The sequence below is a fragment of the uncultured Methanobrevibacter sp. genome (genome assembly GCF_900314695.1).
Taxonomy (GTDB): domain Archaea; phylum Methanobacteriota; class Methanobacteria; order Methanobacteriales; family Methanobacteriaceae; genus Methanocatella.
Window position 1 is genome coordinate 12,616 of the sequence record NZ_OMWD01000005.1, and the last position, 22,547, is coordinate 35,162.

The following is a 22,547-nucleotide window of genomic DNA, read 5'->3' on the forward strand; positions in this document are numbered from 1 at the left end:
TTACCAAAATCATGATTTAGGGTTCAATTTGGTAAATGCAGCAGAAAATCCAACAATGATGATTGTAATGATTATATCCACTATTATTTCAAATGAGTTATTATTATTAAATAAGTCTACTAGTCCAAATGCCCAAATACCAATTAATAGGATAGGTAATAAATATTTTAATGTGAAAATCCATGTTTTTCCAACTTTTAAAGTTGAAAATTCATTCAATACTGGAATGACTTTTTCAACACCATAAAACCATCCGAAGATTATGACTTGAGCACCGATTAAGATTAATATTCCAAAATTATTTACAAATATATCCACTATTTCCACTAAATAACTGCTGATTCCTGTTGAAAAAAGAATGGCGCCTGCACATGCAACAATTGTAAGTATTGTAACTCCTTTTTTCCGGCTCCATCCAAATTTATCACATAAGGATGAAAGCAAAGGTTCAAAGAGTGCAAAAGAAGATGTAAATCCGGCAAACAATATGGATAAAAATAATAATGGGGCAATAATATGTCCCATCATTCCCATTGTGTTGAATATCTGTGGGAATATGATAAATATCAATCCTGTACCTTCACTAATTAGTTCATCCATAGGTATTGAAGAGTTTAAAGACATATATCCAAGTATTGAAAATACTCCAAAAGCTATGAAAATCTCATATAATGTGTTTGTAACAACAACAATCAACACTTCATCCACCAATTTAGTATTTTTAGGCAGATAACTTGAATATGTATATACCATTGCCTGTCCAATGCTTAAAGTAAATATGGTTTGCCCAAATGCTGCAAGCCAAACATTTATGTTTAAAAGTGCTGACCAATTTGGGTTAAGCAATGTGGTTACTCCCATGTGAAAACCGGGTAAAGTAAATGCATAAACAAGAATAAAAATCATTATGATAAATAATAATGGCATTAAAATGGTAGATAGTTTACCGATTCCCTTATCTACATCTTTAATAGATACTGCCCAAAAGATTGCCCATAATATTAATGTACAAATAAGTGTGGGCAATATTATTGTAGTTGAGGAGGATAAATTTGAACTTCCTCCAACATAACTTGTAAAAAATGATGAGGGGTCATTTCCCCATCCAAAATTAAAGCTATTTAACAGATATGCAAAGTCCCAACCTAAAATAACCATATAATAAATCACGACGATGAATACAGATAAAACCACCATCCATGCTATAATTTCAAATTCAGGACGAATATTGTACATTAAATTGGAAAAACTTCTTTTAAAACTAAATCCCAGTCCATATTCTAAAATTAAAAAGGGAATTCCCATAATTAAAATTGCAACTATATATGGTATAAAAAAAGAACCTCCTCCATTGGAATACAGTACATAACTGAATCTCCAGATATTTCCTATTCCTATGGTTAGGCCTATCATGGCTATTACGAATGTTAATATTGAATTCCATTGAGAGTTTTTGTTCATTTTTTTCCATCTTCGTTAATGGGGGTTGTTGTATTCTTTTTAAAAATATTGCAATAATATGTTTTATTGGTGAGGTTATTTATAATTTTTCAACTTGTATATAATTAGTATAATATTATTATCCAACTTATTTAAGTCGGAAAGGGGTCAATGATGATTAGTTATGAGATTATGTATTTAAATTTGAATTTTTAATTTTGTCCTTATCATCAATAAATATTATAGTCAAAATAAGCATGACAATATGTAGAATAAGTAAAATCAATGAAGTCTGATTGAATGCCACAACTGAAGCGGAATTGTGGCCTATTGCACCTCCAGCCAAAATAGCCACTATAACAACTACCATTGATGAGCCGATTGCAGCAAAAATCTGTCTTAATGTATTGTTGACTGCAGTTCCATCCTCGACTTTATCTGATACCATTGTCAAAGTCCATGTTGTGGCGGGCATCAGAGCCAAACCTACTCCAATATAACGGATTGACTGAGTTATGGTCATAAATTCAAATGAAGAGTCCTGAGTATAGAACATCATGGCTGCGAATCCTATTATGGAAATTATGCATCCCATAATAAGAACCTTTTTGATTCCTATTCTATTTGTAAGTAATGGACCTATGATATTAAAGACGATTATCAATAATCCGCCCGGCAGGAGTACTGAAGCGGAAAAGATTGCTGAATTGTAAGCTATTCCTTGAATGAATAATGGGAGAAGTGCGGTGCATCCATTCAGGCATGAATAGAGAATGCAGATAAATATTGTTCCCACCATGAAATAATTGTTTTTGAGTATGGATAAGTTAATCAAAGGCTTATTTAATTTTGATTGGCATTTTACAAATAGAATTAAAGTTATAATTCCGATTATTATTGGCAAAATTACCATGTAATGTGTAAATCCATAATCAGCAACATTTGTAAAACCAAGCATTATGCCTGCACATCCAATTATGGACAATACAACAGACAAATAGTCAAGAGGATAATCTTCAGTAGGAGTATCGTCTTTTACAAATACTACTCCTAAAACCAAAAGGATTATTGTGGCTATTGTGAAAAATGAGAACAATTCTCTCCAGCCATATAAAGCTATGACGAATCCTCCTAAAAAAGAACCAATGACTGGAGCTATTGCAATTACCAAACCATAAAGTCCCATATATGTCTGCCATTTTTCTTCAGGCATGGATCTCAAGAGCAAAATTTGAACATATGGCATTACAATACCGTTTCCAATAGCCTGGAGAATCCTACCAATAATCAAAACAATTAGGGAAGTTGAAAAATAACATATGATTGACCCTATGAGGAATATAAACAATGAAAAGAAGAATATTGATCTTGCACTAAATCTGCGTGATATAAAAGCACTTAATGGAATCATGACTCCAACAACAAGTAGAAATGCTGAATAGGACCACTGTGCTTGTGTTGATGAGACGGAAAAGTCACTCATTAAATAAACGAAACCTGTTGTAATAATCGATTGGGCTATACATACTAAGCTTGAAGCTAAAATGAACAAGACCAACAGTTGCATCTTATTGTTTAATTGGATATTCATTTTTTCACCAAATTGTATTGTAATTATTTTTCTATTTGGGCTTTATTTATAATTTTGGGATTTTTTTTTTGAAATGTGTTTAAAAGGAATGAAAAGGAATATTTGTTAGATTTGAATGTCATTACAAGTAGTATTTTTTTAATTGATGATGTGATAACCAATATTTTTTTATATAATCTTGAACAGAAATTTAAGTATTGATTAAATTATTATCAATTTGAGGAGGTATTTTTATTAAATCAAAACTAATTGTTGTTGCATTGAGTCTATTTGTTTTAATCAGCCTATCCTGTGTAAGTGCAGCTGATGACAATCAAACAGACATTAATGCACAAGTTTTTGATGTTAAGGTTGAAGAAACATTAACGGATGTAAGTACAGATGAGGGTAATTTTACGACTTTAAATGAGTTAATTTCCCAATCTGAAAATGAATTAACACTAGATAAAAATTATAAATTTAATCCATCAACTGATAAAGATATTGATGGATTTACAATTGCTAAGGATAATTATGTTGTTGATGGGAAAGGCCATACTATAGATGGTTCCAATCAAGTGAGGATATTTATTTTCACAGGATCAAATATTACTCTTAAAAATCTCAATATAATCAATGCTAATGGTACTAACGGCCCTGCAGCTTATTTTGCTTCTTTAGCAATGATTGATAATTGTAGTTTTATTAATAATACTGCTACTAATCAGGGTGGTGCGATTTATATTAATAATTCAATTTCTAATTGTAAAATCAACTCTACATTCATTAATAATAGTGCATATCAAGGTGGTGCAATATTCTTTAATGGTGAAACTGATAACAACAAAATTGCGGGATATTTTGATGGTAATGAGGCTGAAAGGATTGGTGGAGCATTATGTTTCCAAGCTAAAGCATCCAATAACATAATTTCTGCCAAATTTAATAATAATCGTGCAAATAGTGCCAGTGGTGGAGCAATCTTTTTCCGTGATCTTGCTGATGGCAATCAATTTGAAGGTATTTTCACAGCTAACTATGCAAATCAGGGTGGAGCAATCTTCTTTTACAATAAAGCAAACAATAACAGATTTAACAGTGATTTCAAATCTAATATGGCTAATACATCTGGAGGTGCAATTGTTTTCTTTGGAACTACAGATGGCAATAATTTCACTGGATCTTTCATCAACAACTCTGCTTGGGGTATAAGTTCAGGTGATAGTGTTGGTAACGGTGGAGCAATAACCTTCACTAACATATCAAGTAATTGCGTATTTGCTTGTGATTTCATTAACAACACTGCTGCTAAACATGGTGGAGCAATAAACTACAGGCAAACTCCGCAGGGTATTGCATTTAATGGTAATTTCATCAACAACAAAGCATCATATGGTGCTGGAATCAATTTCTTTGAAAGTATGGAAAATGTGGTATTTAATGGTGAATTCAATGGCAATACTGCTTATCAAGGCGGTGCGATTTTTATTAATAATTCCGTTTCTAATTGTAAAATCAATTCCACTTTCATTAATAATAGTGCATATCAAGGTGGTGCAATATTCTTTAACAATGAAACTGATAATGTTATAATTAATGGTTATTTTGATGGTAATGAGGCTGAAAGGATTGGTGGAGCATTATGTTTCCAAGCTAAAGCATCCAATAACATAATTTCTGCTGAATTTTATAATAATAAAGCAAATAGCGCCAGTGGTGGAGCAATCTTTTTCCGTAATCTTGCTGAAGGCAATCAATTTGAAAGTGTTTTCAGAGGTAACAATGCAGTTTATGGTGGAGCAATATTTTTCTACGATAAAGCAAACAATAATAGATTTAACAGTAATTTTGACTCCAATGTAGCTAATTCCACTGGTGGTGCTATTGTTTTCGTCAATACCACTGATAACAATAATTTCACTGGTCTTTTTGTCAATAATGCTGCTTTAGGTGAAGGATCTGGTGATTTGAATGGTAATGGTGGTGCTATGACCTTTAGGGATGTTTCAAGCAATTGTGTATTTACTTGTGATTTCATTAACAACACTGCTACCAATAATGGTGGTGGAGTGAACTATAGGCAAAATCCATATAACATTACATTTAACGGTAATCTTATTAATGTTACAATCAATGGGGTAGATATTGTCTCCGTAAATGATAATGCAACCCTCACATTAATTAATGCTGTTCCTGCACAATTAAAAAATATCAATGTTTCCAATATTACTTATGGAGAAACTGTAAAGATTTCTTCAGATGTTGTTGATGAAAATAATGTGCCATTAAATAATGGAACTCTCTCTGTTATTATCAACGGAAAAACATATTCTGCTGATGTATCTAATGGAACTGCAACTATCAAAATTTCAAATTTGAATGCAGGAAACTATAATGTTGATGTGAAATATCGAGGAAATGGACGGGTCTTTATTTCATCCGTTGCATTCAGTGTATCTAAACAGGGTGCAGCAATTTCTGCTAAAAATAAGGCATACATCATTAACTATGGTGGAAAATACAGTATCATTCTTAAAGATGCAAAAGGTAAGGCTATTGCTGGTAAAAAGGTTTCATTCAAATTAAATGGCAAAAATATAGGTTCAGCTAAAACTAATGCCAAAGGTGTTGCAACAATTAGCTTGACTGCAAAAATCCTAAAGGCGCAAAAAGCAGGTACTAAAAAACTTGTCATTAAATTTGCAGATTCAAATTATAATACTGTATCAAAAACTGTAAAGATAACAATAAATAAGGAAAAGACAAAAATTGTCGCTAAAAACAAAGTGTTCAAAAAGGCTAAAAAAGTAAAAAAATATACAATAACCTTGAAGAACAGCAAAAATAAGGCAGTTAAGAAAGTTCTTGTTACCTTAAAGGTTAAAGGTAAACTTTACAAGGCAAAAACAAACAGCAAAGGTAAAGCAACCTTCAGTCTTAAAAAGTTAACCAAAACAGGTAAATTTACAGCAGCAATTAGATTTAAAGGAAACACACTTTACAAGCCAACCCTTAAAAAAGTTAAAATCACTGTGAAAAAATAGAATCTTATTCTATTTTTTCTACTTATTTTTTTTAATTTCTGTTTTAATGTATTATGTATTAATTAATCTCATTTCAGATGACATATACAAAATATGAAATAGTTATAGATAAAAAATAGCTATTAATATTGATAAAAAAATAAAAAAATTGCAAGAAAAACTTGCAAATAATAAAACTATAGATTTATTTTTCCATTTTTTTAAATGATTTAATAATGTCTTCAATGCCTTTTCCTTCTGATGCAGCATCAAATACGTCTTTGATTACGTCTAAAATATTGTGTTTATGCTCAGGAGATTCAGAAGTTTTTGAACTGCCAACAGCTAAATCAATATCTTCTGCTTTCACAGTTTTTCTATTTGCATATTTTGTATATACAACTGCTTTTTTAGACACATCTTCTGCGTAATCTTCTAAAAATTCAACTAATGCATCTACTGCATCAGCACTTACTCTTTCAGCACCAGCTTCTTGAATAATTCTTTTTACAGGAGCCTTAGGAATTGCCATATTTTTCACATCCGTTATGTAGCATTGTATTATTATATCAACTATGCAATATTAAAACTTTGCCCATTTTTACTTATTTGTCACTTATTTTTCATATAAAAAAGATATAACTTAAAAAATATTCATATAACTTGGATCTTTCAAAAATTTGTTGTTTTTTCTAAATTGATTTTCGATTGCAGTTTTAAATTAGATTTTTGCGATATATTCGTTTTTAAACGCCTCGTTTAGTTTTGAATGTTTGTTTTTTAGGTTTTGGCTTTGTTTTTGAATGGTATTTTTAATTTTCTTATGGGAATCATTCATTCATAATCTTCACAAAACCTTCCAAAGGATAACGAATGTCCTAAACGACAATAATATTCAACATACCCTTCACTATCAAAATCACCAACTATTCCTCCTCCACTGTCCATAAATTCTTCGTAGCAGTGTCTGCAATTCAAGTTACAATAGTTCCCATGAGCTATTTCATTCTTTTCTATTTTTTTACTATGAATTTCTTTTTCTTTTTTGATTTTAGCTTTTTTTTGTTCTTTGTTCGCTTTTTCTAATTCTATTTTTATGAAGTATTTAATTTCTTCTTCATTCATTTCTTCTTTTTTATTGATTAACTTATTATTTAGATTATATTTGATGGAAAATACATATTTTTGACTAATATTGTTTTTTATTATTTCCGATTTGATTTCTTCTGATTCAAATATTTCATCAATTGTTTTTAATTTTTTCTTTTTTTCTTCTTTTTCTTTAGCTCTTCGGGCTCTGTCTTGTTCTATGCTATCGTAAACTGATTTTAATAAATGTTTACTCTGTTTCATATCAGATTTATCTATTTTTGCCCCACAGTTAGTGCAAAAATTATCTTCTTTTTCTAATTTTGTCCCACATTCAATACAAAAATTACCGTCTTCTTTTATTTTTGTCCCGCAGTTAGTGCAAAAATTATCCTCGTTTCTTATTTTGGTTCCGCAGTTAGTGCAAAAATTGGCCATATTACACACTTCTCAAATTAGTCTTCTTAAACAAATTTCAGTTAAAAAAATTATTTATATGTTGTTATGTTTTTCAATTTTTTCATTCTTGGAATTTCGTTCGAAAGAATCTACGGTAAAACATTCTATACATTATAAGAATAATGAAATATAAAATATTGTTATGAGATTTAATTTGCTTTTTAACATGGTTTTGTGAACTTATGATGCTTTTCAAAACATTGGATGAGTATTGATAAAATATTTTGGAGGAGATGTCATGATTAGTGATGAAGAAAAAGCGAAGATCAAAGATGATATAGTGAACAAAGTAAATTCTGTTTTAGAAAAAAACAATGAATCATTTAGATTGGACAAAGTAAATGTTCTCAACAAAAACGAAACAGTTAAATTCATGGGAAATTATAGAGTTTATGACAGAAAAAATTACAATGCTGTTTCAAGAGAGATTAATAATTTCTTAAAGCAATACGGGGATGTTGATATAAAATCTAAAAAAATCAGAGACAGTGGCATGAAATTTACTGCTGTAAGTTTCAATTTCGAACTATGAGATTTTAAGAAAGACCTATTGAACTGTTGATGTTGAATCAAAAGATTATTATGAAGAATTACATAGATAATAGATGCCACAATCACACAAAAGAAATTTAGCATAATGGAAGAATATGCAATCCGATAATGATTCAAAAAATGGATTGATTGATAAAGAAATCATGAGCAAACATTTTGACAGTTCCTACTTATTTATATATGATGATTTTTAAAAATAATTCCATAGTCCCGTAGGGTAGCGGCAATCCTTTTGGGCCCTGGACCCAAAGACAGCGGTTCGACTCCGCTCGGGACTACTTAATTATCCATTTATCTTAATATTTTTATTTCTTTTTTCTATATGTACTAAATTTTTTAGTACATCTTATATTATTATATTTTTAGCAATACTTACAAAAATTTAATTCAACTCATCTACATAACAGAGTTTTTCAAATTTAGTTTCAGATTTCAAAATGGATGATGTTATGTCAAAACTTAGCGTTAAATGAAAATAAAAAGTGGCTATTATATATAACGAAACTGGAATCGTCCTCATTGCTATACACTCCATATTATGATGTGAATGAAGCTATAAATATTCTTAAAAAAGGATTAGAAATCGTTTGGACGACAGTGCAATAAAAAATTTTCCAAAAAAATACTTTAATTTTTTTGGTTTGCGAATCCCCGTCATCCGCACGATAGGGAGGTTTATTTTTGCCATCCTATTGCTTTTAATATGAAATATATTATGGCACAAATAATGGTAGTTGCTATAAAACAAATTATAGGATTTAAATATCCAAATTGAGGGTTAATAATCCATAAAACCATTAAATGCAAAATATAAATTAAAATATATAATTTTCCACCGATAAATTCAGTTATTTTAAAATTAAGTGTATCTGGATTTTTTACACACCATATGAAAATGCAGACTGAAACTATGATGGTTCCTATATATACATCTAATTTTCCCACTACTATAACTTTTAAAATTGTTAATAACAGACCGAATATTCCAAATGCTATTAAAAATGAATTAGAAATCTTTTCTGTTAAAATATCTTTTTTATCATGAATCAGATATCCTAAAGTGAAAAATGGCAATCCCATAAATAAAAAATTTCGATAATACTTAAGTGTTAAAAAAGATAGTTCCACGCTTTTGTATCCAAAAAATTCACCAATAAATAAAGTAAGAAATTCACCAATAACTAAACTAAATATTATCAGTATTGGGATAATTTATATAATGTATTTGGTTTTACTTGAAGCTTGATTAAAACGTAATAAATAATAAAACAATAAATTAAAACCAATAAAAACCATAAATGATGGAGTCCAAATGGTGTAACATTAAATATTATTAATTAAAATTATTTTGAGGAGAGTTGTTATATGAAAACTCATGCGATAGTTGTATAACTTTTGTTATCTCTACACTACTTTTTTTAGAATTCATGATAATTGAATATTTTCATCTATGCTGGAGAAAATGATCGGCTGGAACGCCAAATCATGTACCATAACTTGAGCCAAAGATATTAATGCAACTATTGTTCTGTTATTGGAAAAGTTGCAGTGTAAGATACTAAAATTATTACAAACAATCGATGAAAAGCAATTATTGTCACGCCAATGTCGATATGAAATTACTTTAAAAGTTGTCTGATATTCGAATATTCTTCTAGTTTAATAATATTGCTTTTATTTCAAACAAAAACTATATAAATTGATTAATTCAATATATGTCTGAAGAATTAGTATTTAATTAAGAATTAAGTTAAAATACATTTATTCAAATATTTGAATAATTCTTTATAAATAAATATTTAAATATTTGAATAATTATTTATATATATTAATTCATATTTGAATATATATAATGAGGATGTTGCTATGATTGAAAAGGAAGAATTAATCGCAAATTTCATTAAAGATGAATTGACTGATGTTCCCAATATCTTAAATAAAGAGTTATCTAATAATAATATGAAATTCAACTCCCGAGAAGAATTGGATGAGATAAAAGGATACTTGGATACTTTTTTAAAAGAAGATACTTCAAATAAGATTATAGTTTTGCCAGGTCTTAGGGGTGTTGGCAAAACAACATTGATTCTACAGGCATATGAATATCTCTTAAAAGAAAAGAATATTCCTCCCAATAATGTATTATACATTTCCTTTGATGATTTAAATGATCTTGTTGAATGCAATATAAGACAGATGGTTGAAGTATACCTGAAAAACATATTTCATGCAAACTTGAGAAATTTAGATGAAAAGGTTTTCATATTCGTTGATGAATCACAAATCGATAAAAAATGGGCTTCCTCTGGAAAAGTAATATACGATAAATCATATAATATTTTCATGATATTTACAGGTTCTTCGGCTCTTCATTTGGAACGCAGTGATGATCTTGCAAGAAGAATGCGTAAAAAATCAATAACTCCTCTAAACTACACACAGCATTTAAAATTAAAATATGGTATTGACGTAAGTTGTTTGTCTGCTGATTTAAGAGATTTGATATTCGGTGGAGATATTAATAATGTTTTATCATCAGAATTTAAAGCAAATAACTTATTGACCAATTGCTTGGATTACTCTTCTACAGATTGGGAGGAATATTTTAAATTCGGTGGTTTTCCAATATTGTTTGACAAAAAGTCTCATCGGGAAATATGTGAGGATTTGGTTGAAATTACACAAAAGGTCATTACAAAAGACATGCCGCAAATAAAAGAGCTTTCATCTGAAAACCAATCCAATGCAAAGCGTATTTTAAGATATCTTGCTCTCCAACAGCCTGGAGAATTAACACAAGCGAATCTGGCAAATTACTTGAAAACATCAACTGCAAATGTAAATAAGATATTGGATTTGCTTGAAAAGACCCATCTGATTTTCCATTGTGAGCCGTATGGTGGTTCAGCCAAAAGGGTTAAAAAATCATGGAAATATTATTTTGCAACACCCAGCATCAGACATGCTCTGTCAACCAAAGTGGGAAACCCATTGCTTGGAAGTGATGATTATGAAGGATTCCTTCTTGAAAACCTAGTTGCATCAAATTTGTTTAACTTATCCAATAATCAATTCACAAATTTCACTATCTATTATGATGCCTATAAAAAAAGAAATGTTGATTTTCTGATTCAAAAAGATTGCGAAAACATCATTCCAATCGAGGTAGGTCGTGGAAAGAAAAAGAAACTACAGATTAAACATGCCATCAACAAATATAATTGTCAATATGGGATAGTGGTTGCAAATAACTACTCTTCTGTAAAAAAGGATGATGATGTAATTTATATACCTCCAAAAACATTTTCATTTTTATGAAATAGCTATTAATTATATATAACTTAAAAATTAAATCATTAATTAATTAAAATTATTTTGGAGAGAGGTTAATATGAAAGGAGATGTATATTACGGTAAAGGTATAAGGGAGTTAAAAGATAGCCATCAGGACTTGTTTGAATTGGTATCTAACATTAACGATACTGTATGGGATGGTAAGGTTTTAGATTACAAAACTCAAAAATTAATTGCTATTGGTATCACTGCTTCCCGTGCAGATCCAAGAGCTACCAAAAAGCAAATGAGAAGTGCTATTGAAGTTTTGGGCATTACCAAAGAAGAGATTGTTGATGTTTTGAGGGTTGTATTATTAACTTCAGGTATGCCTGCATTTTCCAAATCACTTCAAATTCTAAATAGTGTTGTTGCATCTATTGAAGAAGAGGAAAATCTGGAATAATATTTCTCTTTTTTTCTTTTTTTACAGCAATTGATATATGATTTCACTAATGAAGAATATCATAAAAAATATCATTCCAGGATTTAAGATAACTGTTTTTAAAGGGTTTTTTAGATATATTTCTGTTTTTGCCCCATTGAATTTGGCCTTTTTATAGTTTATCAATTCATAAATTCCAATTAAAAAGGCGATAATGATTACAATAAAGTAAATTATTACTATGCTTAAATCAAACATGTTGAAGGAATTATGAGCAATTGCCTGGCCTGCTTCACCTACAAATAAACTCACTACAGATCCCATCAGGTTAAGAATAATATGCAATGCTATTGAGTATTTTATTTTTCCTGTTTTTATGTATACGTAAGCGAAAAATCCACCAATCAAGAATGCATAAAAGAATTGGTTTACATTTCCATGGAAAAATGCAAATAACAATGCTGAAAGTATTATGGATACTTTTGCACCATATTTTATAGTTCTGTCAATTAATATCTTCCTAAATAGTAGTTCTTCAAATACGGGGCCTATTATGCTGATTAGCAAAAGGTTCAATATGATGTTTGAAGAATTTATCAGTTCAACAACAGGATTTGAGATGTCTGAATGTGTTGCTGCACTAAGTAATGATGTGATTAAAAGGCCTGCAATGTTACCTATCCACATCAGGGTTAGTGAAATGGCAATGTAGATAATGAATTTTTTGAAGTTAATGTTTTCCTTTTCAAGTGTTTTCGATTCTATTTTTCTCATTAGATAAATGAAAATTGGCAATGGTAGTATATAATTGCAGATTCCAGATAAAATTGACAAGACATTAACATTGCCAAGTAATTTATCATCATAGAATCCTAAAATATTCACCAGTATTATTTGAAATATTAACGCTAGCAGTCCGAATATCAAATAATTGAATCCGATTTTTGAGAAAAATTTTTTATGTATATTCAATTTCTCACCATTTTTGCTTTTGTTTTGTTATTATTGGTTTTTCTATATAATGTTTGCTATTGGTTTTTAGGCATGACAGTTTTTGCACATTAATTTAGGTTAACCTAAAATTTATATAATATAAAGTACATATTACATAAATGTCGGGGAATTTAGGTTCTCCTAAATATCACTTTATTTTAAAATTAGAGGAGAGAAGTTAAAATGATAAGAAATGAAATTTTTGAAAAATGTGCAGAACATAAACATGCATTGATTTTTGCAGCTGGAATCGCAACTGCAATTGTCGGTAAAAAAATAATTGAATCTAAAACTGTAAAAGATGCAGCAACTCAAGGAATGGCATCTGTAATGTCTGTTAGAAAAGATGCAGAAGAATGCTTCCAGGACATGAAAGAAAATGCTGAAGAGATTGTACTCGATGCACACGAAGAAGACAAAAAAGAAATCTACGTTGAAGCTAAAAAGTAAGTTTATTTTTTTTTAGGTTGAAAAATGAAATTCCAAGTAATGTATGATAACGGATCTCGTTTAAGGGTTCGTGCTGGCAAATGGGCCTTCACTAAAGAGGAAGGTTATGGTCTTGCTTCATTACTTTTGAATCAGAGTTTTATCTATGAGGTCTATACTTCTCATAGGAATGGTAGTATATTAATATACTATGAAGAGGGTATCGAAAATAAAGAGAAAATATTTGATATCTTGAGAGGAATTACATTGGATGATTTGTTTGAGGCTGAACCAACACAAACTCAAGTTTCAAAAGAAATCACTGATGATTTTTATTTAAAATTATCTAAAATGATTTTTAAAAGGTTAATGGGAAGATTGTTCTTACCAATACCTATCAAGAATGCCTTAACAATTTTCCGTGCTTTAAAGTATGTCTCTGGAGGCTTAGATAGTTTAACTAGTTTCCGTGTCGATGTTGCACTCCTTGACGGTGCAGCAGTTGCGGGTTCATTATTGTTAAAACAGTATCAACCAGCGAGCTCTATGATGTTCTTATTGTCAATTTCCGATGAACTTGAAGATTACACACTACAAAAAGCCAAATCAACACTCAAAGATAGTTTGGCTTTAAATATTGATACCGTTTGGATAATCGGTGAAGATGGTGAGGAAAAACAATGTCCTGTCGTGGACATTGATAAAGGAGATAAGATCAAAGTACATATGGGCGATGTAATTCCTGTTGATGGAAAAGTAATTGAAGGTGAAGGAATGGTTAATGAAGCGTCAATGACTGGCGAACCATTAGCCGTTCATAAAAGACCTGGAAAAACAGTTCATGCTGGAACTGTGATTGAAGAAGGAAACTTGATTGTTGAAGTCTACTCGATGAATAAGGAAACAAGATTAAATAAGATTATCGATTTAATCGAAAATTCTGAGGAGTTAAAGGCGGATACACAAAGTAAGGCTGAAAAGCTCGCAGATTCAATTGTTCCATATAGTTTCATTGCAACTGCTTTGACTTATTTAATTACAGGAAATCCAACAAAGGCATTATCTGTATTGATGGTTGATTTCTCCTGCGCAATCAAATTGACTACTCCATTGTCCATCATATCTGCTATGCGCGAAGCATCAGATAACAGAATGATGATTAAAGGTGGAAAATTCCTTGAAAATTATGCCAATGCAGATACAATTGTATTTGATAAGACCGGAACATTAACAAATGCAACACCTAAGGTTGTAGATGTTATTCCTATGTCTAAAAGATACACTCGTGATGAAATCCTGACTATGGCTGCGTGTATTGAAGAGCATTTTGCTCATAGTATTGCTGCCGCTATTGTAAAACAAGCTGAAAAAGAAGGTTTGAAGCATGAAGAAGACCACAGTGAAGTTGAATATATTGTAGCTCATGGTATTGCAACTGAATATGATGGCAAACGTGCCGTGATTGGTTCAAAACACTTCTTATTCGATGATGAAAAGGTTAAGATAACCAAAACTCAGGAGAAAAAAGTCAATAAAGCTGCCAAGGAACATTCTGTTGTTTATCTGGCAATTGATGGAAAGCTTGAGGGAATTATCTGTATTGATGATCCTGTACGTGAAGAAGCAAAATATGTTATTGAAGAACTTAAGTCTTTAGGCATTGAAAATATAGTGATGCTTACTGGAGACAGTGAAAGCGGTGCAAAAGCAGCTTCAAAAGCTTTAGGTATCACAGAATATAGGTCTCAAGTGCTTCCAGAAGATAAATCAAGAATTGTTGAAGAGTTTAAGGATGAAGGCAAGACTGTAATAATGGTCGGGGATGGAATTAATGATTCACCAGCGCTAGCGGCGGCAGATGTATCTGTTTCAATGAAAAATTCATCAGATATTGCTCGTGAAGTAGCAGACATATCATTATTGTCAGATGATTTATATGACCTTGTAACACTTAGAAAATTAAGTACTGGAATGCTGGACAAGATTAATGACAATTATCATAATATTGTATTGGTAAATGGTTCACTTCTTGTATTAGGTGTATTCGGTGTAATCTCCCCATCAACATCTTCAATGATACACAATTTGTCTACAATGTTGTTTGGAGCTATGAGTACCAAATCAGTTCTAAAAGATGAAGACTATAACAAAGGTATAGAAGTAGAAGCTATTGAAGTGGCTGATGCTTCTTAATTTTTTCTTTTTTTAATATTTTTTTAAAGTTTTTATATTATGTTAACATAATTATTAATGTATAAAAATTTTAAATTAAGTGATGAAATGTTTGATAATTATAATAATAGGTTTGTCCCAATAATTTTACCGATAATTTTAATATTTTTTTGGTATTTGATAACTAATGGTTTGGGATTGTTTTCTTCATATATCTTGCCGGGACCTATTGATGTAATCAATTCTGCATGGGTAGTTATTCAAAATGGAAAATTGCTCACTAATACTATTGATACATTATTTAAAGTATTTGCTGGTTTAATTTTGGCATCTTTAGTGGCTATTCCTCTTGGGATTTTACTTGGGTGGTATAAGACTTTGGAAGATTTATGTACTTTTGTAATAAGTGTTTTAAGACCAATCCCTCCTGTTGCATGGATTCCATTTTCAATTTTATGGTTTGGAATAGGAACCGTTCCTGCAGTATTCATTATATTTATGGGATGTGTATTCCCTATTTTGGTATATACTACTGATGGTGTTAAAAGAACTGATAAAGTTTTAGTGGAATCAGCTCAAACTCTTGGGGCTACTGATTGGAATGTTTTAAGACGTGTGGTTTTACCTTCTGCAGTTCCTTATGTCGTATCTGGTTTAAAGGTAGGTATTGGTATTGCATTGATGTGTACTATTTCAGCTGAAATGATTGGTTCAAGTAGCGGTTTAGGTTATATGATTTTAACTGCAACAAACCTGTTTGATACTGGTACTACTGTTGTAGGTATGCTTGTAATTGGTTTAATTGGACTTATATTTGACTTTATATTTACAAGAATTCAAAATAGGATATTTTGGTAGGTGTTATGAATGTCAATTGAGGTAAAAAATATTAATAAATCCTTTGAAGGTAAAAAATCAGATAAATTATCTGTTTTAGAGGATATTAATTTAACTATTAATGATGGGGAGTTAGTTTGCCTTTTAGGACCATCAGGATGTGGTAAAACAACTCTTTTAAGATTAATTGCAGGATTGGACCAACCTACTTCTGGAGAAATTGTTGCCAATGATGAAGTTGTTAAAAAACCATCCGGTGACAGAGCCGTAATTTTCCAACAATATTCTTTATTTCCTTGGTTAACTGTCCTTCAAAATGTAACTTTTGGTTTGGAAATGACCAAAAAGGGAAGCAAGGAAGAAAATATTGCAGCTGCTGAGAGATATTTGACAAGTGTTGGTTTAATTGACTTTAAGGATAGCTATCCTCATGAACTTTCAGGTGGTATGAAGCAAAGGGTTGCAATTATTAGATCTTTGCTTAATCATTCACCAATCTTACTTATGGATGAGCCATTTTCTGCATTGGATATGCAAAATAGACACAAGCTTCAAGAGCAACTGATTGGGGTTTGGAAAAGATTTGAAAATACAATTGTTTTTGTAACTCACGATGTTGATGAGGCCGTGTATCTTGCTGATAAAATTGTCATTATGGATAAAAATCCAGGTAAGATTGCAACTATCGTGGATGTAAATATTGAAAGACCAAGAAAAAGAGAATCTGAAGAATTCATAGCTCTTCAAGAATCCATTGTTGAAGGTTTGGATATGGGAGATTAGCTTTTCAGCTATATCTCATTTATTCTTTTTTTAACATTATATTTTAGCTATTAAAGTTCCGTAATTTCCATTTTTTATCCCTTCATAGACATAATCGAGGGATTTTAAAATACTTGTTTTTAAATCATTATCTTTTGCTAAATATGCAACAATTGCTGATGATAAATTACAGCCTGTTCCATGCAAATTATCTGTTTCTATTAATTCCTGTTTTTCAATCAGGGTCTCGCCATTTATGTTGATGGTGTTTATTCCATCCAAATGTCCTCCGGTAATGAGGCTATCGCAAACTATTTTTTCACAGGCTTTAATAGCATCTTCCCTTGAATTAATTTTTAAGCCGGTTAACTTTTCGGCTTCTGCAATATTTGGTGTTGTTAAAATGGAGTTTGGAAGCAGATATTTGTTCAATGCCTTTGCAATGTCCTGTTGGGTTAAGTCTCCGCCGGATGTTGCAACCATGACTGGATCTACCACAGCCTTTAAGTCATATTCCTTGATTTTTTTGGAAACTAATTTGATTATTTCCGGGGAATATAACATTCCTGTTTTTATAAATTCGACATCATATGAATCCATTACTGCATCAATTTGCTCAGTAATGTAGTCTTCACTGACAGGCAATGTTGAAAAGAATTTATAGGGATTTTGTGCGGTTAGAGCTGTTACGATGCCGGTTCCATAAACACCAATTGCCTGAAATGTCTTTAAATCTGCAAAAACACCTGCTCCGGCAGAAGGGTCAACACCAGCTATGCTCATTACAATCATCTAATCAGCTCTTGTAACTTTAATTCTTTCACTTCCACGGAAAGGCTCAAACTGCACTTTCAACTCTTTTAGATATTTTCTGGTATGGGTTTTTTCACCGTGAATCATGATTTCACCCAAATCTTCTGCAGTATTGACATCCAAAGCCATGAATAGTGAATCATGAACTTGGGGGTTTAGTTTTTTCCTTTCTGCAGCATTGACATGCTCTTTATAGCTGAACCCTTCAAAATGAGTGTGAATAGCCATAGGCTTCATAATCATCATATTTGTCCCTCCACCTTTAGATGGGACAATAATGAAATCTAGACTTTTTGATGCTTCAATCAACATGGCAATGTTTGTTTTTCCTATCAATGGGATGTCTGATGGAACAATTATGACCTTTCGGGTTTTACCTTTGCAGAATTTCATTGCCTGTGTTAATGCTTTGTTTAGATTGGAATTTTCATTTTCAAGAATAGTATCCAATTTAAGGCTTTTAGCGTAAGTGAGGACGTCTTCATCTCTGCTGATTATGAAAATTTTATCGACATATCTTTTTAAGGTATCTGTTACATCCTGAAGCATTACTTTCAGGAGTTTTTCCCTTTCTTCTTCTGATAAAAAAGGAGAAAGCCTTGTTTTTGCATTTTTGAATTTGCTTACTGGAATTATTGCATAAATATTGTCCATATTATCACTAGTAAGTTTTAGCTATTAAAGCAATGTATTTTGCATCGTTGTCGCTGGCTATACATTTGCCTTCAGATACTTCTTCCTGAATACCTAAAATGTCATAACCTGTTTTTTCTTCGATTTCCTTACCGATTGCTTCATCTCCGCACCAGTAGAATTTGACTACGTTTCCAGCTTCAACAAGCTCTGAAATTTCATCTATGTTTTCTGTGAATTTGACGTGTTCGGCTTGGAAATCCCATGCGATTTGTGAAAGGTTGTCTTGTGATTTATTTAATAATTCAATGATATTATCTGCTAGTGCATCATCCAATGGAATTTCTATTTTTTCTTCCTCATCCCTTCTCATGGCTATGGTAATATTGTTTTCCAAATCACGTGGACCTAGTTCAAGTTTGATTGGAGTTCCTTTCAATTCCCAATCATTGAATTTTTTACCAGGCCTGATGTCTCTGTCATCAAGGTTAACTCTAATGCCTTCAGCTTCCAATTGTTCCTTTATTTCAGCACATTTTGCAAGAACTTCCTCTTTTCCTTTCTTAAATAAAATTGGGATTATTGTAACTTGGTTCGGTGATACTTTTGGTGGTAAGCGTAAACCTTTGTCATCTCCGTGAATTCCAATAACTGATGCGATTACCCTATCTGATAATCCTGCACATGTTTGATAGACGAGTTTGTGTTGACCGTCTTTATCTTCAAAGGTAATGTCAAATGTTTTTGCAAAAGTTTGACCTAAATTGTGGATTGTACCAATTTGTAATGTTTTTCCGTTTGGCATTATTACATCAAAGGCCATAGTGTAGTCTGCTCCTGGGAATTTGTCCCATTCTGGTCTTTTAGAAATTAAATATGGGAGACCCAAATCATCAAAGAATTCTTTGTAAATTTCAATAAAGTCTTGGATTTGTTCATCGGATTCCTCTTTAGTTGCATGTGCAGTATGGGCTTCTTTAAATGTTGTAATTTCTCTTACACGAATCAATGGTCTTGTGTGTTTTGTTTCGTATCTAAATGTATTTACGATTTGATACATTTTGATTGGAAGGTCAATATGTGTTCTAATCCATAATGAATACATCGGATAAATTGCTGTTTCGCTTGTAGGTCTTAAGGCTAAATGTTCATTTAAATCAGTTTGCCCTCCTTTTGTAACCCAATATACTTCATCTTCAAATCCTTTTACGTGAATTCCTTCTTTTGCAAGTTCAGTTTCAGGTACAAGCATTGGGAATAATACTTCTTCGTGGTCCTTATCCAATAATTTTTTTATAATGTTCATGGAGTGTTTTCTTATTTGAAAACCGTATGGCATCCATACTGCCATTCCTTTAATAGGATATCTTGAATCAGTAATATTTGCATTTTCTAAAATATCATGAAACCATTCATCAAAATTTTCCACCATATCACCTAATAAATTTTTATAATATTAAATAATCTATTTTTAATAAGTATTAAATTTATTTAATGATGAAGTTTCTTGTAGTTGTTGTGACATTTTTTCATAAGAAAGTTATTTATAATTACTTTTTACATATATATTAATGTATAATTTATTTTAGGAGATATTATGAGCAATAGGAAAATACAAATGCCTCGTGAAGTTTACATTGATCCGGGTATTATAAAAGATACGGGAGAAATTTGTAAGTCTTTGCATTTGGATAAAAAGATTTTAATCGTTACAGGCAATCATACATATGAAGCAGGTGCAAAACCTGCAATAGAAAGCCTTGAAAAAGCAGGCATTGAATGGGATGTTATTAAAGTCAACAATGCAACATACGATTCAATTGCCGAAGTTGAAGAATTGATTACTTCAGACACTACTGTTTTAGGCATTGGTGGAGGAAAAATAATCGATGTAGCCAAGCTATCTTCACATAATAAGGGTGTTTATTTTGTTTCCATGCCAACAACAGCTTCACATGATGGTATTGTATCTCCTTTAGCTTCAATTAAAGACCCTAATACTTCAACATCTGCTAAAGCACAGTCTCCAATAGCTGTAATTGCCGATACTGAAATTATTGCACAATCCCCATTCAGACTGCTGTCTGCAGGATGTGCTGATTTGATTGCAAATTTTACAGCCATTAAAGATTGGGAATTGGCTCATAGGCTAAAAAATGAACCTATCAGTGAATCAGCAGCTGCACTGTCAATCATGTCGGCGCATTTAATCACTGATAATGTGGCCAATATAAAGCCAAATCTTGAGGCAAGTGCAAGAATAGTCATGAAATCATTGTTCAGTGGTGGAATGGCTATCAGCATTGCAGGTTCATCACGTCCAGCCAGCGGGTCAGAACATCTGTTCTCACATGCATTGGATAAGATTTTGGATAAGCCTGCATTGCACGGTGAGCAATGTGGTATTGGAACTATTCTGATGATGTATCTTCATGGGGGAGATTGGAAGGCAATAAAAGATACACTTAAAGCTGTACAAGCACCAACAACCGCCCAGGAAGTGGGAATATCAGAAGAAGACATAATTGAGGCATTGGTGATGGCTCATAAAATCAGGCCTGAAAGATATACTATTTTAGGTGATAATGGAATTTCAAAAGAAGCGGCATATGAATTGGCTTATAAAACAGAGGTGATTTAGATGATTACATTGATAGGAAAAGATTTAGCAAAAAAAGGGCAGGAATTTGTTTTTCTAGGTCCGGCTGATGAGTGTGAAAACTGTAGGTTTAAATCATCTTGCGTTGGAAACCTGGAATTAAACAGGAAATATGTTGTAGTGGATGTCAAGGACAGCGAACAGAAATGTCCAATACATGCAGAAGGGGTTGTAATTCCTGTTGAAATAGATTTTGCCAAAATAGACTTATTGACCACTTCAAAAAACATTTTTGAAGGATCAACATTTACTTATAATGCTCATGATTGTGATGAGAAATGCGATTATCATGATTTGTGTTTCCCTGATGGATTGCAGGAAAATGATAAATGTATTGTTTTAGAAAACAATGGAAAACATAAAGAAGAATGTAAAAAAGGTTATAAACTTAATAATCTTACTTTGGGGTTTGTGATTTAAATGAAAAGCGCTAGCAGTAATGATTCTAGTAAGAAAAATGCAGGTTACAAGGCTGCTGAATATGTTAATGACGGTATGGTTTTAGGACTTGGTACAGGTTCAACAACACATTACTTTATAGAAAAAGTGGGTATGAGAATTAAAGATGAAGGAATCAACGTAAAAGGAATTCCAACATCATTTCAATCATTATTAATAGCCAAACAATGGAACATTCCAATCACTACTTTGGAAGAAAACGACATTGACTTGTCAGTGGACGGTGCTGATGAAGTGGATAGTGAATTCAACTTAATTAAAGGTGGAGGAGCGGCACATACTAAAGAAAAGATTGTAGATTATGCTGCAAAGAAATTCATTGTTATTGTCGATGAATCAAAATGTGTTGAAGAGTTAGGCACATTCCCTGTTCCTGTTGAGGTATTGCCTGATGCATCCCGTATGGTCATAAAGGAACTTGAAGATATGGGTGCCAAATGTGAAATAAGAATGGCTCAAAGAAAAGACGGTCCAGTAATAACCGACAATGGTAATTTTGTCATTGATGCCAAATTTGAGAAAATCGAATCACCTGAACATATGGAAATTGACTTGAATACAATTCCGGGTGTTGTTGAAAATGGAATTTTCTCACAAATGGTAGATAAGGTTATTGTTGGAACTCCAAAAGGAACTAAAGAATTATAGGTGATGATGTGCCTGGTCCGTTTGGTGGAATGCCATTATATGATTTTAAGGATTTGTTGTATAAGCTAGCTATTTTGTTTGGAGCATTGCTTGTAATCTATGGTGTTTTGTGGCTTTTGGCAGAATTGCATATAATTCCAGGAATAATATTTGCAGTATTTCCTCAAATTGTTTTAATTCTGATTGGAATATTCATAATGTATGTTGCTTTTTCCAAAAGAAAATCATACTGATTTGAATTTTTAAAAGGGAGCATTTAATCTCTCTTATTGATTTTTATTTTTGATTTTG

Annotated in this window: 21 protein-coding genes and 1 tRNA gene; 13 read left to right on the forward strand and 9 right to left on the reverse strand. The window is 31.6% G+C overall.

The genetic code is table 11. The features are described from left to right. Positions 1-9: 9 nt before the first annotated feature. Both QZN45_RS02125 and QZN45_RS02130 read right to left on the reverse strand, forming a co-directional pair. Positions 10-1,461: a sodium-dependent transporter gene (locus QZN45_RS02125; RefSeq protein ID WP_296810803.1), complete on the reverse strand. Its 1,452-nt coding sequence runs from the start codon at positions 1,459-1,461 to the stop codon at positions 10-12. A 169-nt stretch (positions 1,462-1,630) separates the two neighbouring features. Beyond that, positions 1,631-3,031 carry a DHA2 family efflux MFS transporter permease subunit gene (locus tag QZN45_RS02130; RefSeq protein WP_296810806.1) on the reverse strand — a complete coding sequence of 467 codons (1,401 nt, stop codon included), beginning with the start codon at positions 3,029-3,031 and terminating at the stop codon, positions 1,631-1,633. A 260-nt stretch (positions 3,032-3,291) separates the two neighbouring features. Here QZN45_RS02130 and QZN45_RS02135 point away from each other — a divergent pair, with 260 nt between their 5' ends. Beyond that, complete coding sequence (locus QZN45_RS02135) at positions 3,292-6,054, forward strand: Ig-like domain repeat protein (RefSeq protein WP_296810809.1); 2,763 nt, start codon at positions 3,292-3,294, stop codon at positions 6,052-6,054. 184 nt (positions 6,055-6,238) lie between these two features. Here QZN45_RS02135 and QZN45_RS11050 read toward each other — a convergent pair whose 3' ends face one another. Together QZN45_RS11050 and QZN45_RS02145 are read right to left on the reverse strand one after the other, a co-directional pair. Continuing rightward, entirely contained in the window at positions 6,239-6,565 is a 327-nt protein-coding gene (locus tag QZN45_RS11050) for a histone (RefSeq protein ID WP_342764021.1), read from the reverse strand. 302 nt (positions 6,566-6,867) lie between these two features. Continuing rightward, a complete protein-coding gene (locus QZN45_RS02145; RefSeq protein ID WP_292605566.1) occupies positions 6,868-7,560 on the reverse strand; it encodes a zinc ribbon domain-containing protein in 693 nt (230 codons plus the stop codon). Between the two features lie 259 nt (positions 7,561-7,819). Between QZN45_RS02145 and QZN45_RS02150 the strand changes: the two genes are divergently transcribed. Together QZN45_RS02150 and QZN45_RS02155 are read left to right on the forward strand one after the other, a co-directional pair. Beyond that, positions 7,820-8,113: a hypothetical protein gene (locus QZN45_RS02150; protein ID WP_292605564.1), complete on the forward strand. Its 294-nt coding sequence runs from the start codon at positions 7,820-7,822 to the stop codon at positions 8,111-8,113. A 226-nt stretch (positions 8,114-8,339) separates the two neighbouring features. Next, a tRNA-Gln gene (locus QZN45_RS02155) sits at positions 8,340-8,411 on the forward strand. Positions 8,412-8,808: 397 nt separating this feature from the next. Here QZN45_RS02155 and QZN45_RS02160 read toward each other — a convergent pair. Then, positions 8,809-9,213, reverse strand: coding sequence for a hypothetical protein (locus tag QZN45_RS02160; protein ID WP_292605562.1), 405 nt, complete (start codon positions 9,211-9,213; stop codon positions 8,809-8,811). 786 nt (positions 9,214-9,999) lie between these two features. Between QZN45_RS02160 and QZN45_RS02165 the strand changes: the two genes are divergently transcribed. Continuing rightward, on the forward strand, positions 10,000-11,451 hold the full coding sequence (locus QZN45_RS02165; RefSeq protein WP_292605560.1) for an ATP-binding protein: 1,452 nt from the start codon (positions 10,000-10,002) through the stop codon (positions 11,449-11,451). 73 nt (positions 11,452-11,524) lie between these two features. After that, entirely contained in the window at positions 11,525-11,872 is a 348-nt protein-coding gene (locus QZN45_RS02170) for a carboxymuconolactone decarboxylase family protein (protein ID WP_292605558.1), read from the forward strand. A 21-nt stretch (positions 11,873-11,893) separates the two neighbouring features. Here the strand turns inward: QZN45_RS02170 and QZN45_RS02175 are convergent, their stop codons facing one another. After that, the gene (locus QZN45_RS02175) at positions 11,894-12,823 is read right to left on the reverse strand and encodes a CPBP family intramembrane glutamic endopeptidase (RefSeq protein WP_292605556.1); all 930 of its coding nucleotides are present in this window, start codon (positions 12,821-12,823) and stop codon (positions 11,894-11,896) included. A 204-nt stretch (positions 12,824-13,027) separates the two neighbouring features. Here QZN45_RS02175 and QZN45_RS02180 point away from each other — a divergent pair, with 204 nt between their 5' ends. The 4 genes from QZN45_RS02180 (at position 13,028) to QZN45_RS02195 (ending at position 17,065) form a co-directional block, all read left to right on the forward strand. Next, positions 13,028-13,294, forward strand: a complete 267-nt coding sequence (locus QZN45_RS02180) for a hypothetical protein (protein ID WP_292605554.1) — start codon at positions 13,028-13,030, stop codon at positions 13,292-13,294. Between the two features lie 24 nt (positions 13,295-13,318). Then, a complete protein-coding gene (locus tag QZN45_RS02185) occupies positions 13,319-15,466 on the forward strand; it encodes a heavy metal translocating P-type ATPase (RefSeq protein ID WP_296810816.1) in 2,148 nt (715 codons plus the stop codon). An 87-nt stretch (positions 15,467-15,553) separates the two neighbouring features. After that, positions 15,554-16,303, forward strand: coding sequence for an ABC transporter permease (locus tag QZN45_RS02190; RefSeq protein ID WP_292881759.1), 750 nt, complete (start codon positions 15,554-15,556; stop codon positions 16,301-16,303). Between the two features lie 9 nt (positions 16,304-16,312). Continuing rightward, complete coding sequence (locus QZN45_RS02195) at positions 16,313-17,065, forward strand: ABC transporter ATP-binding protein (RefSeq protein ID WP_292605548.1); 753 nt, start codon at positions 16,313-16,315, stop codon at positions 17,063-17,065. Between the two features lie 36 nt (positions 17,066-17,101). On the opposite strand, the gene thiD is transcribed toward QZN45_RS02195, so the two are convergent. The 3 genes from thiD to proS are packed head-to-tail and all read right to left on the reverse strand — an operon-like array spanning position 17,102 to position 19,922. Next, complete coding sequence (thiD, locus tag QZN45_RS02200; protein WP_292605546.1) at positions 17,102-17,836, reverse strand: bifunctional hydroxymethylpyrimidine kinase/phosphomethylpyrimidine kinase; 735 nt, start codon at positions 17,834-17,836, stop codon at positions 17,102-17,104. Then, a complete protein-coding gene (gene cofC / locus QZN45_RS02205) occupies positions 17,837-18,511 on the reverse strand; it encodes a 2-phospho-L-lactate guanylyltransferase (RefSeq protein WP_292605544.1) in 675 nt (224 codons plus the stop codon). Between the two features lie 7 nt (positions 18,512-18,518). Continuing rightward, entirely contained in the window at positions 18,519-19,922 is a 1,404-nt protein-coding gene (gene proS / locus QZN45_RS02210; RefSeq protein ID WP_292605542.1) for a proline--tRNA ligase, read from the reverse strand. 165 nt (positions 19,923-20,087) lie between these two features. On the opposite strand from proS, the gene QZN45_RS02215 reads away from it, so the two are divergent. From QZN45_RS02215 to QZN45_RS02230, 4 genes are read left to right on the forward strand one after another with little or no spacing between them, the layout of a single operon-like run. Further along, the gene (locus tag QZN45_RS02215; RefSeq protein ID WP_292605540.1) at positions 20,088-21,131 is read left to right on the forward strand and encodes an NAD(P)-dependent glycerol-1-phosphate dehydrogenase; all 1,044 of its coding nucleotides are present in this window, start codon (positions 20,088-20,090) and stop codon (positions 21,129-21,131) included. Next, positions 21,132-21,569 carry a UPF0179 family protein gene (locus QZN45_RS02220; RefSeq protein WP_292605538.1) on the forward strand — a complete coding sequence of 146 codons (438 nt, stop codon included), beginning with the start codon at positions 21,132-21,134 and terminating at the stop codon, positions 21,567-21,569. Beyond that, the gene (rpiA, locus tag QZN45_RS02225) at positions 21,570-22,256 is read left to right on the forward strand and encodes a ribose-5-phosphate isomerase RpiA (protein ID WP_292605536.1); all 687 of its coding nucleotides are present in this window, start codon (positions 21,570-21,572) and stop codon (positions 22,254-22,256) included. 8 nt (positions 22,257-22,264) lie between these two features. Beyond that, entirely contained in the window at positions 22,265-22,489 is a 225-nt protein-coding gene (locus QZN45_RS02230) for a hypothetical protein (protein ID WP_292605534.1), read from the forward strand. The last annotated feature ends 58 nt before the right edge of the window (positions 22,490-22,547 follow it).

Excerpts from the sequence above, each read along its gene's own strand:
- QZN45_RS02125 (WP_296810803.1), bottom strand. The coding sequence starts at position 1,461 with ATGAACAAAAACTCTCAATGGAATTCAATATTAACATTCGTAATAGCC.
- QZN45_RS02130 (WP_296810806.1), bottom strand. The coding sequence starts at position 3,031 with ATGAATATCCAATTAAACAATAAGATGCAACTGTTGGTCTTGTTCATT.
- QZN45_RS11050 (WP_342764021.1), bottom strand. The coding sequence starts at position 6,565 with ATGGCAATTCCTAAGGCTCCTGTAAAAAGAATTATTCAAGAAGCTGGT.
- QZN45_RS02145 (WP_292605566.1), bottom strand. The coding sequence starts at position 7,560 with ATGGCCAATTTTTGCACTAACTGCGGAACCAAAATAAGAAACGAGGAT.
- QZN45_RS02150 (WP_292605564.1), top strand. The coding sequence starts at position 7,820 with ATGATTAGTGATGAAGAAAAAGCGAAGATCAAAGATGATATAGTGAAC.
- QZN45_RS02160 (WP_292605562.1), bottom strand. The coding sequence starts at position 9,213 with ATGGGATTGCCATTTTTCACTTTAGGATATCTGATTCATGATAAAAAA.
- QZN45_RS02165 (WP_292605560.1), top strand. The coding sequence starts at position 10,000 with ATGATTGAAAAGGAAGAATTAATCGCAAATTTCATTAAAGATGAATTG.
- QZN45_RS02170 (WP_292605558.1), top strand. The coding sequence starts at position 11,525 with ATGAAAGGAGATGTATATTACGGTAAAGGTATAAGGGAGTTAAAAGAT.
- QZN45_RS02180 (WP_292605554.1), top strand. The coding sequence starts at position 13,028 with ATGATAAGAAATGAAATTTTTGAAAAATGTGCAGAACATAAACATGCA.
- QZN45_RS02185 (WP_296810816.1), top strand. The coding sequence starts at position 13,319 with ATGAAATTCCAAGTAATGTATGATAACGGATCTCGTTTAAGGGTTCGT.
- QZN45_RS02190 (WP_292881759.1), top strand. The coding sequence starts at position 15,554 with ATGTTTGATAATTATAATAATAGGTTTGTCCCAATAATTTTACCGATA.
- QZN45_RS02195 (WP_292605548.1), top strand. The coding sequence starts at position 16,313 with ATGTCAATTGAGGTAAAAAATATTAATAAATCCTTTGAAGGTAAAAAA.
- thiD (WP_292605546.1), bottom strand. The coding sequence starts at position 17,836 with ATGATTGTAATGAGCATAGCTGGTGTTGACCCTTCTGCCGGAGCAGGT.
- cofC (WP_292605544.1), bottom strand. The coding sequence starts at position 18,511 with ATGGACAATATTTATGCAATAATTCCAGTAAGCAAATTCAAAAATGCA.
- proS (WP_292605542.1), bottom strand. The coding sequence starts at position 19,922 with ATGGTGGAAAATTTTGATGAATGGTTTCATGATATTTTAGAAAATGCA.
- QZN45_RS02215 (WP_292605540.1), top strand. The coding sequence starts at position 20,088 with ATGAGCAATAGGAAAATACAAATGCCTCGTGAAGTTTACATTGATCCG.
- QZN45_RS02220 (WP_292605538.1), top strand. The coding sequence starts at position 21,132 with ATGATTACATTGATAGGAAAAGATTTAGCAAAAAAAGGGCAGGAATTT.
- rpiA (WP_292605536.1), top strand. The coding sequence starts at position 21,570 with ATGAAAAGCGCTAGCAGTAATGATTCTAGTAAGAAAAATGCAGGTTAC.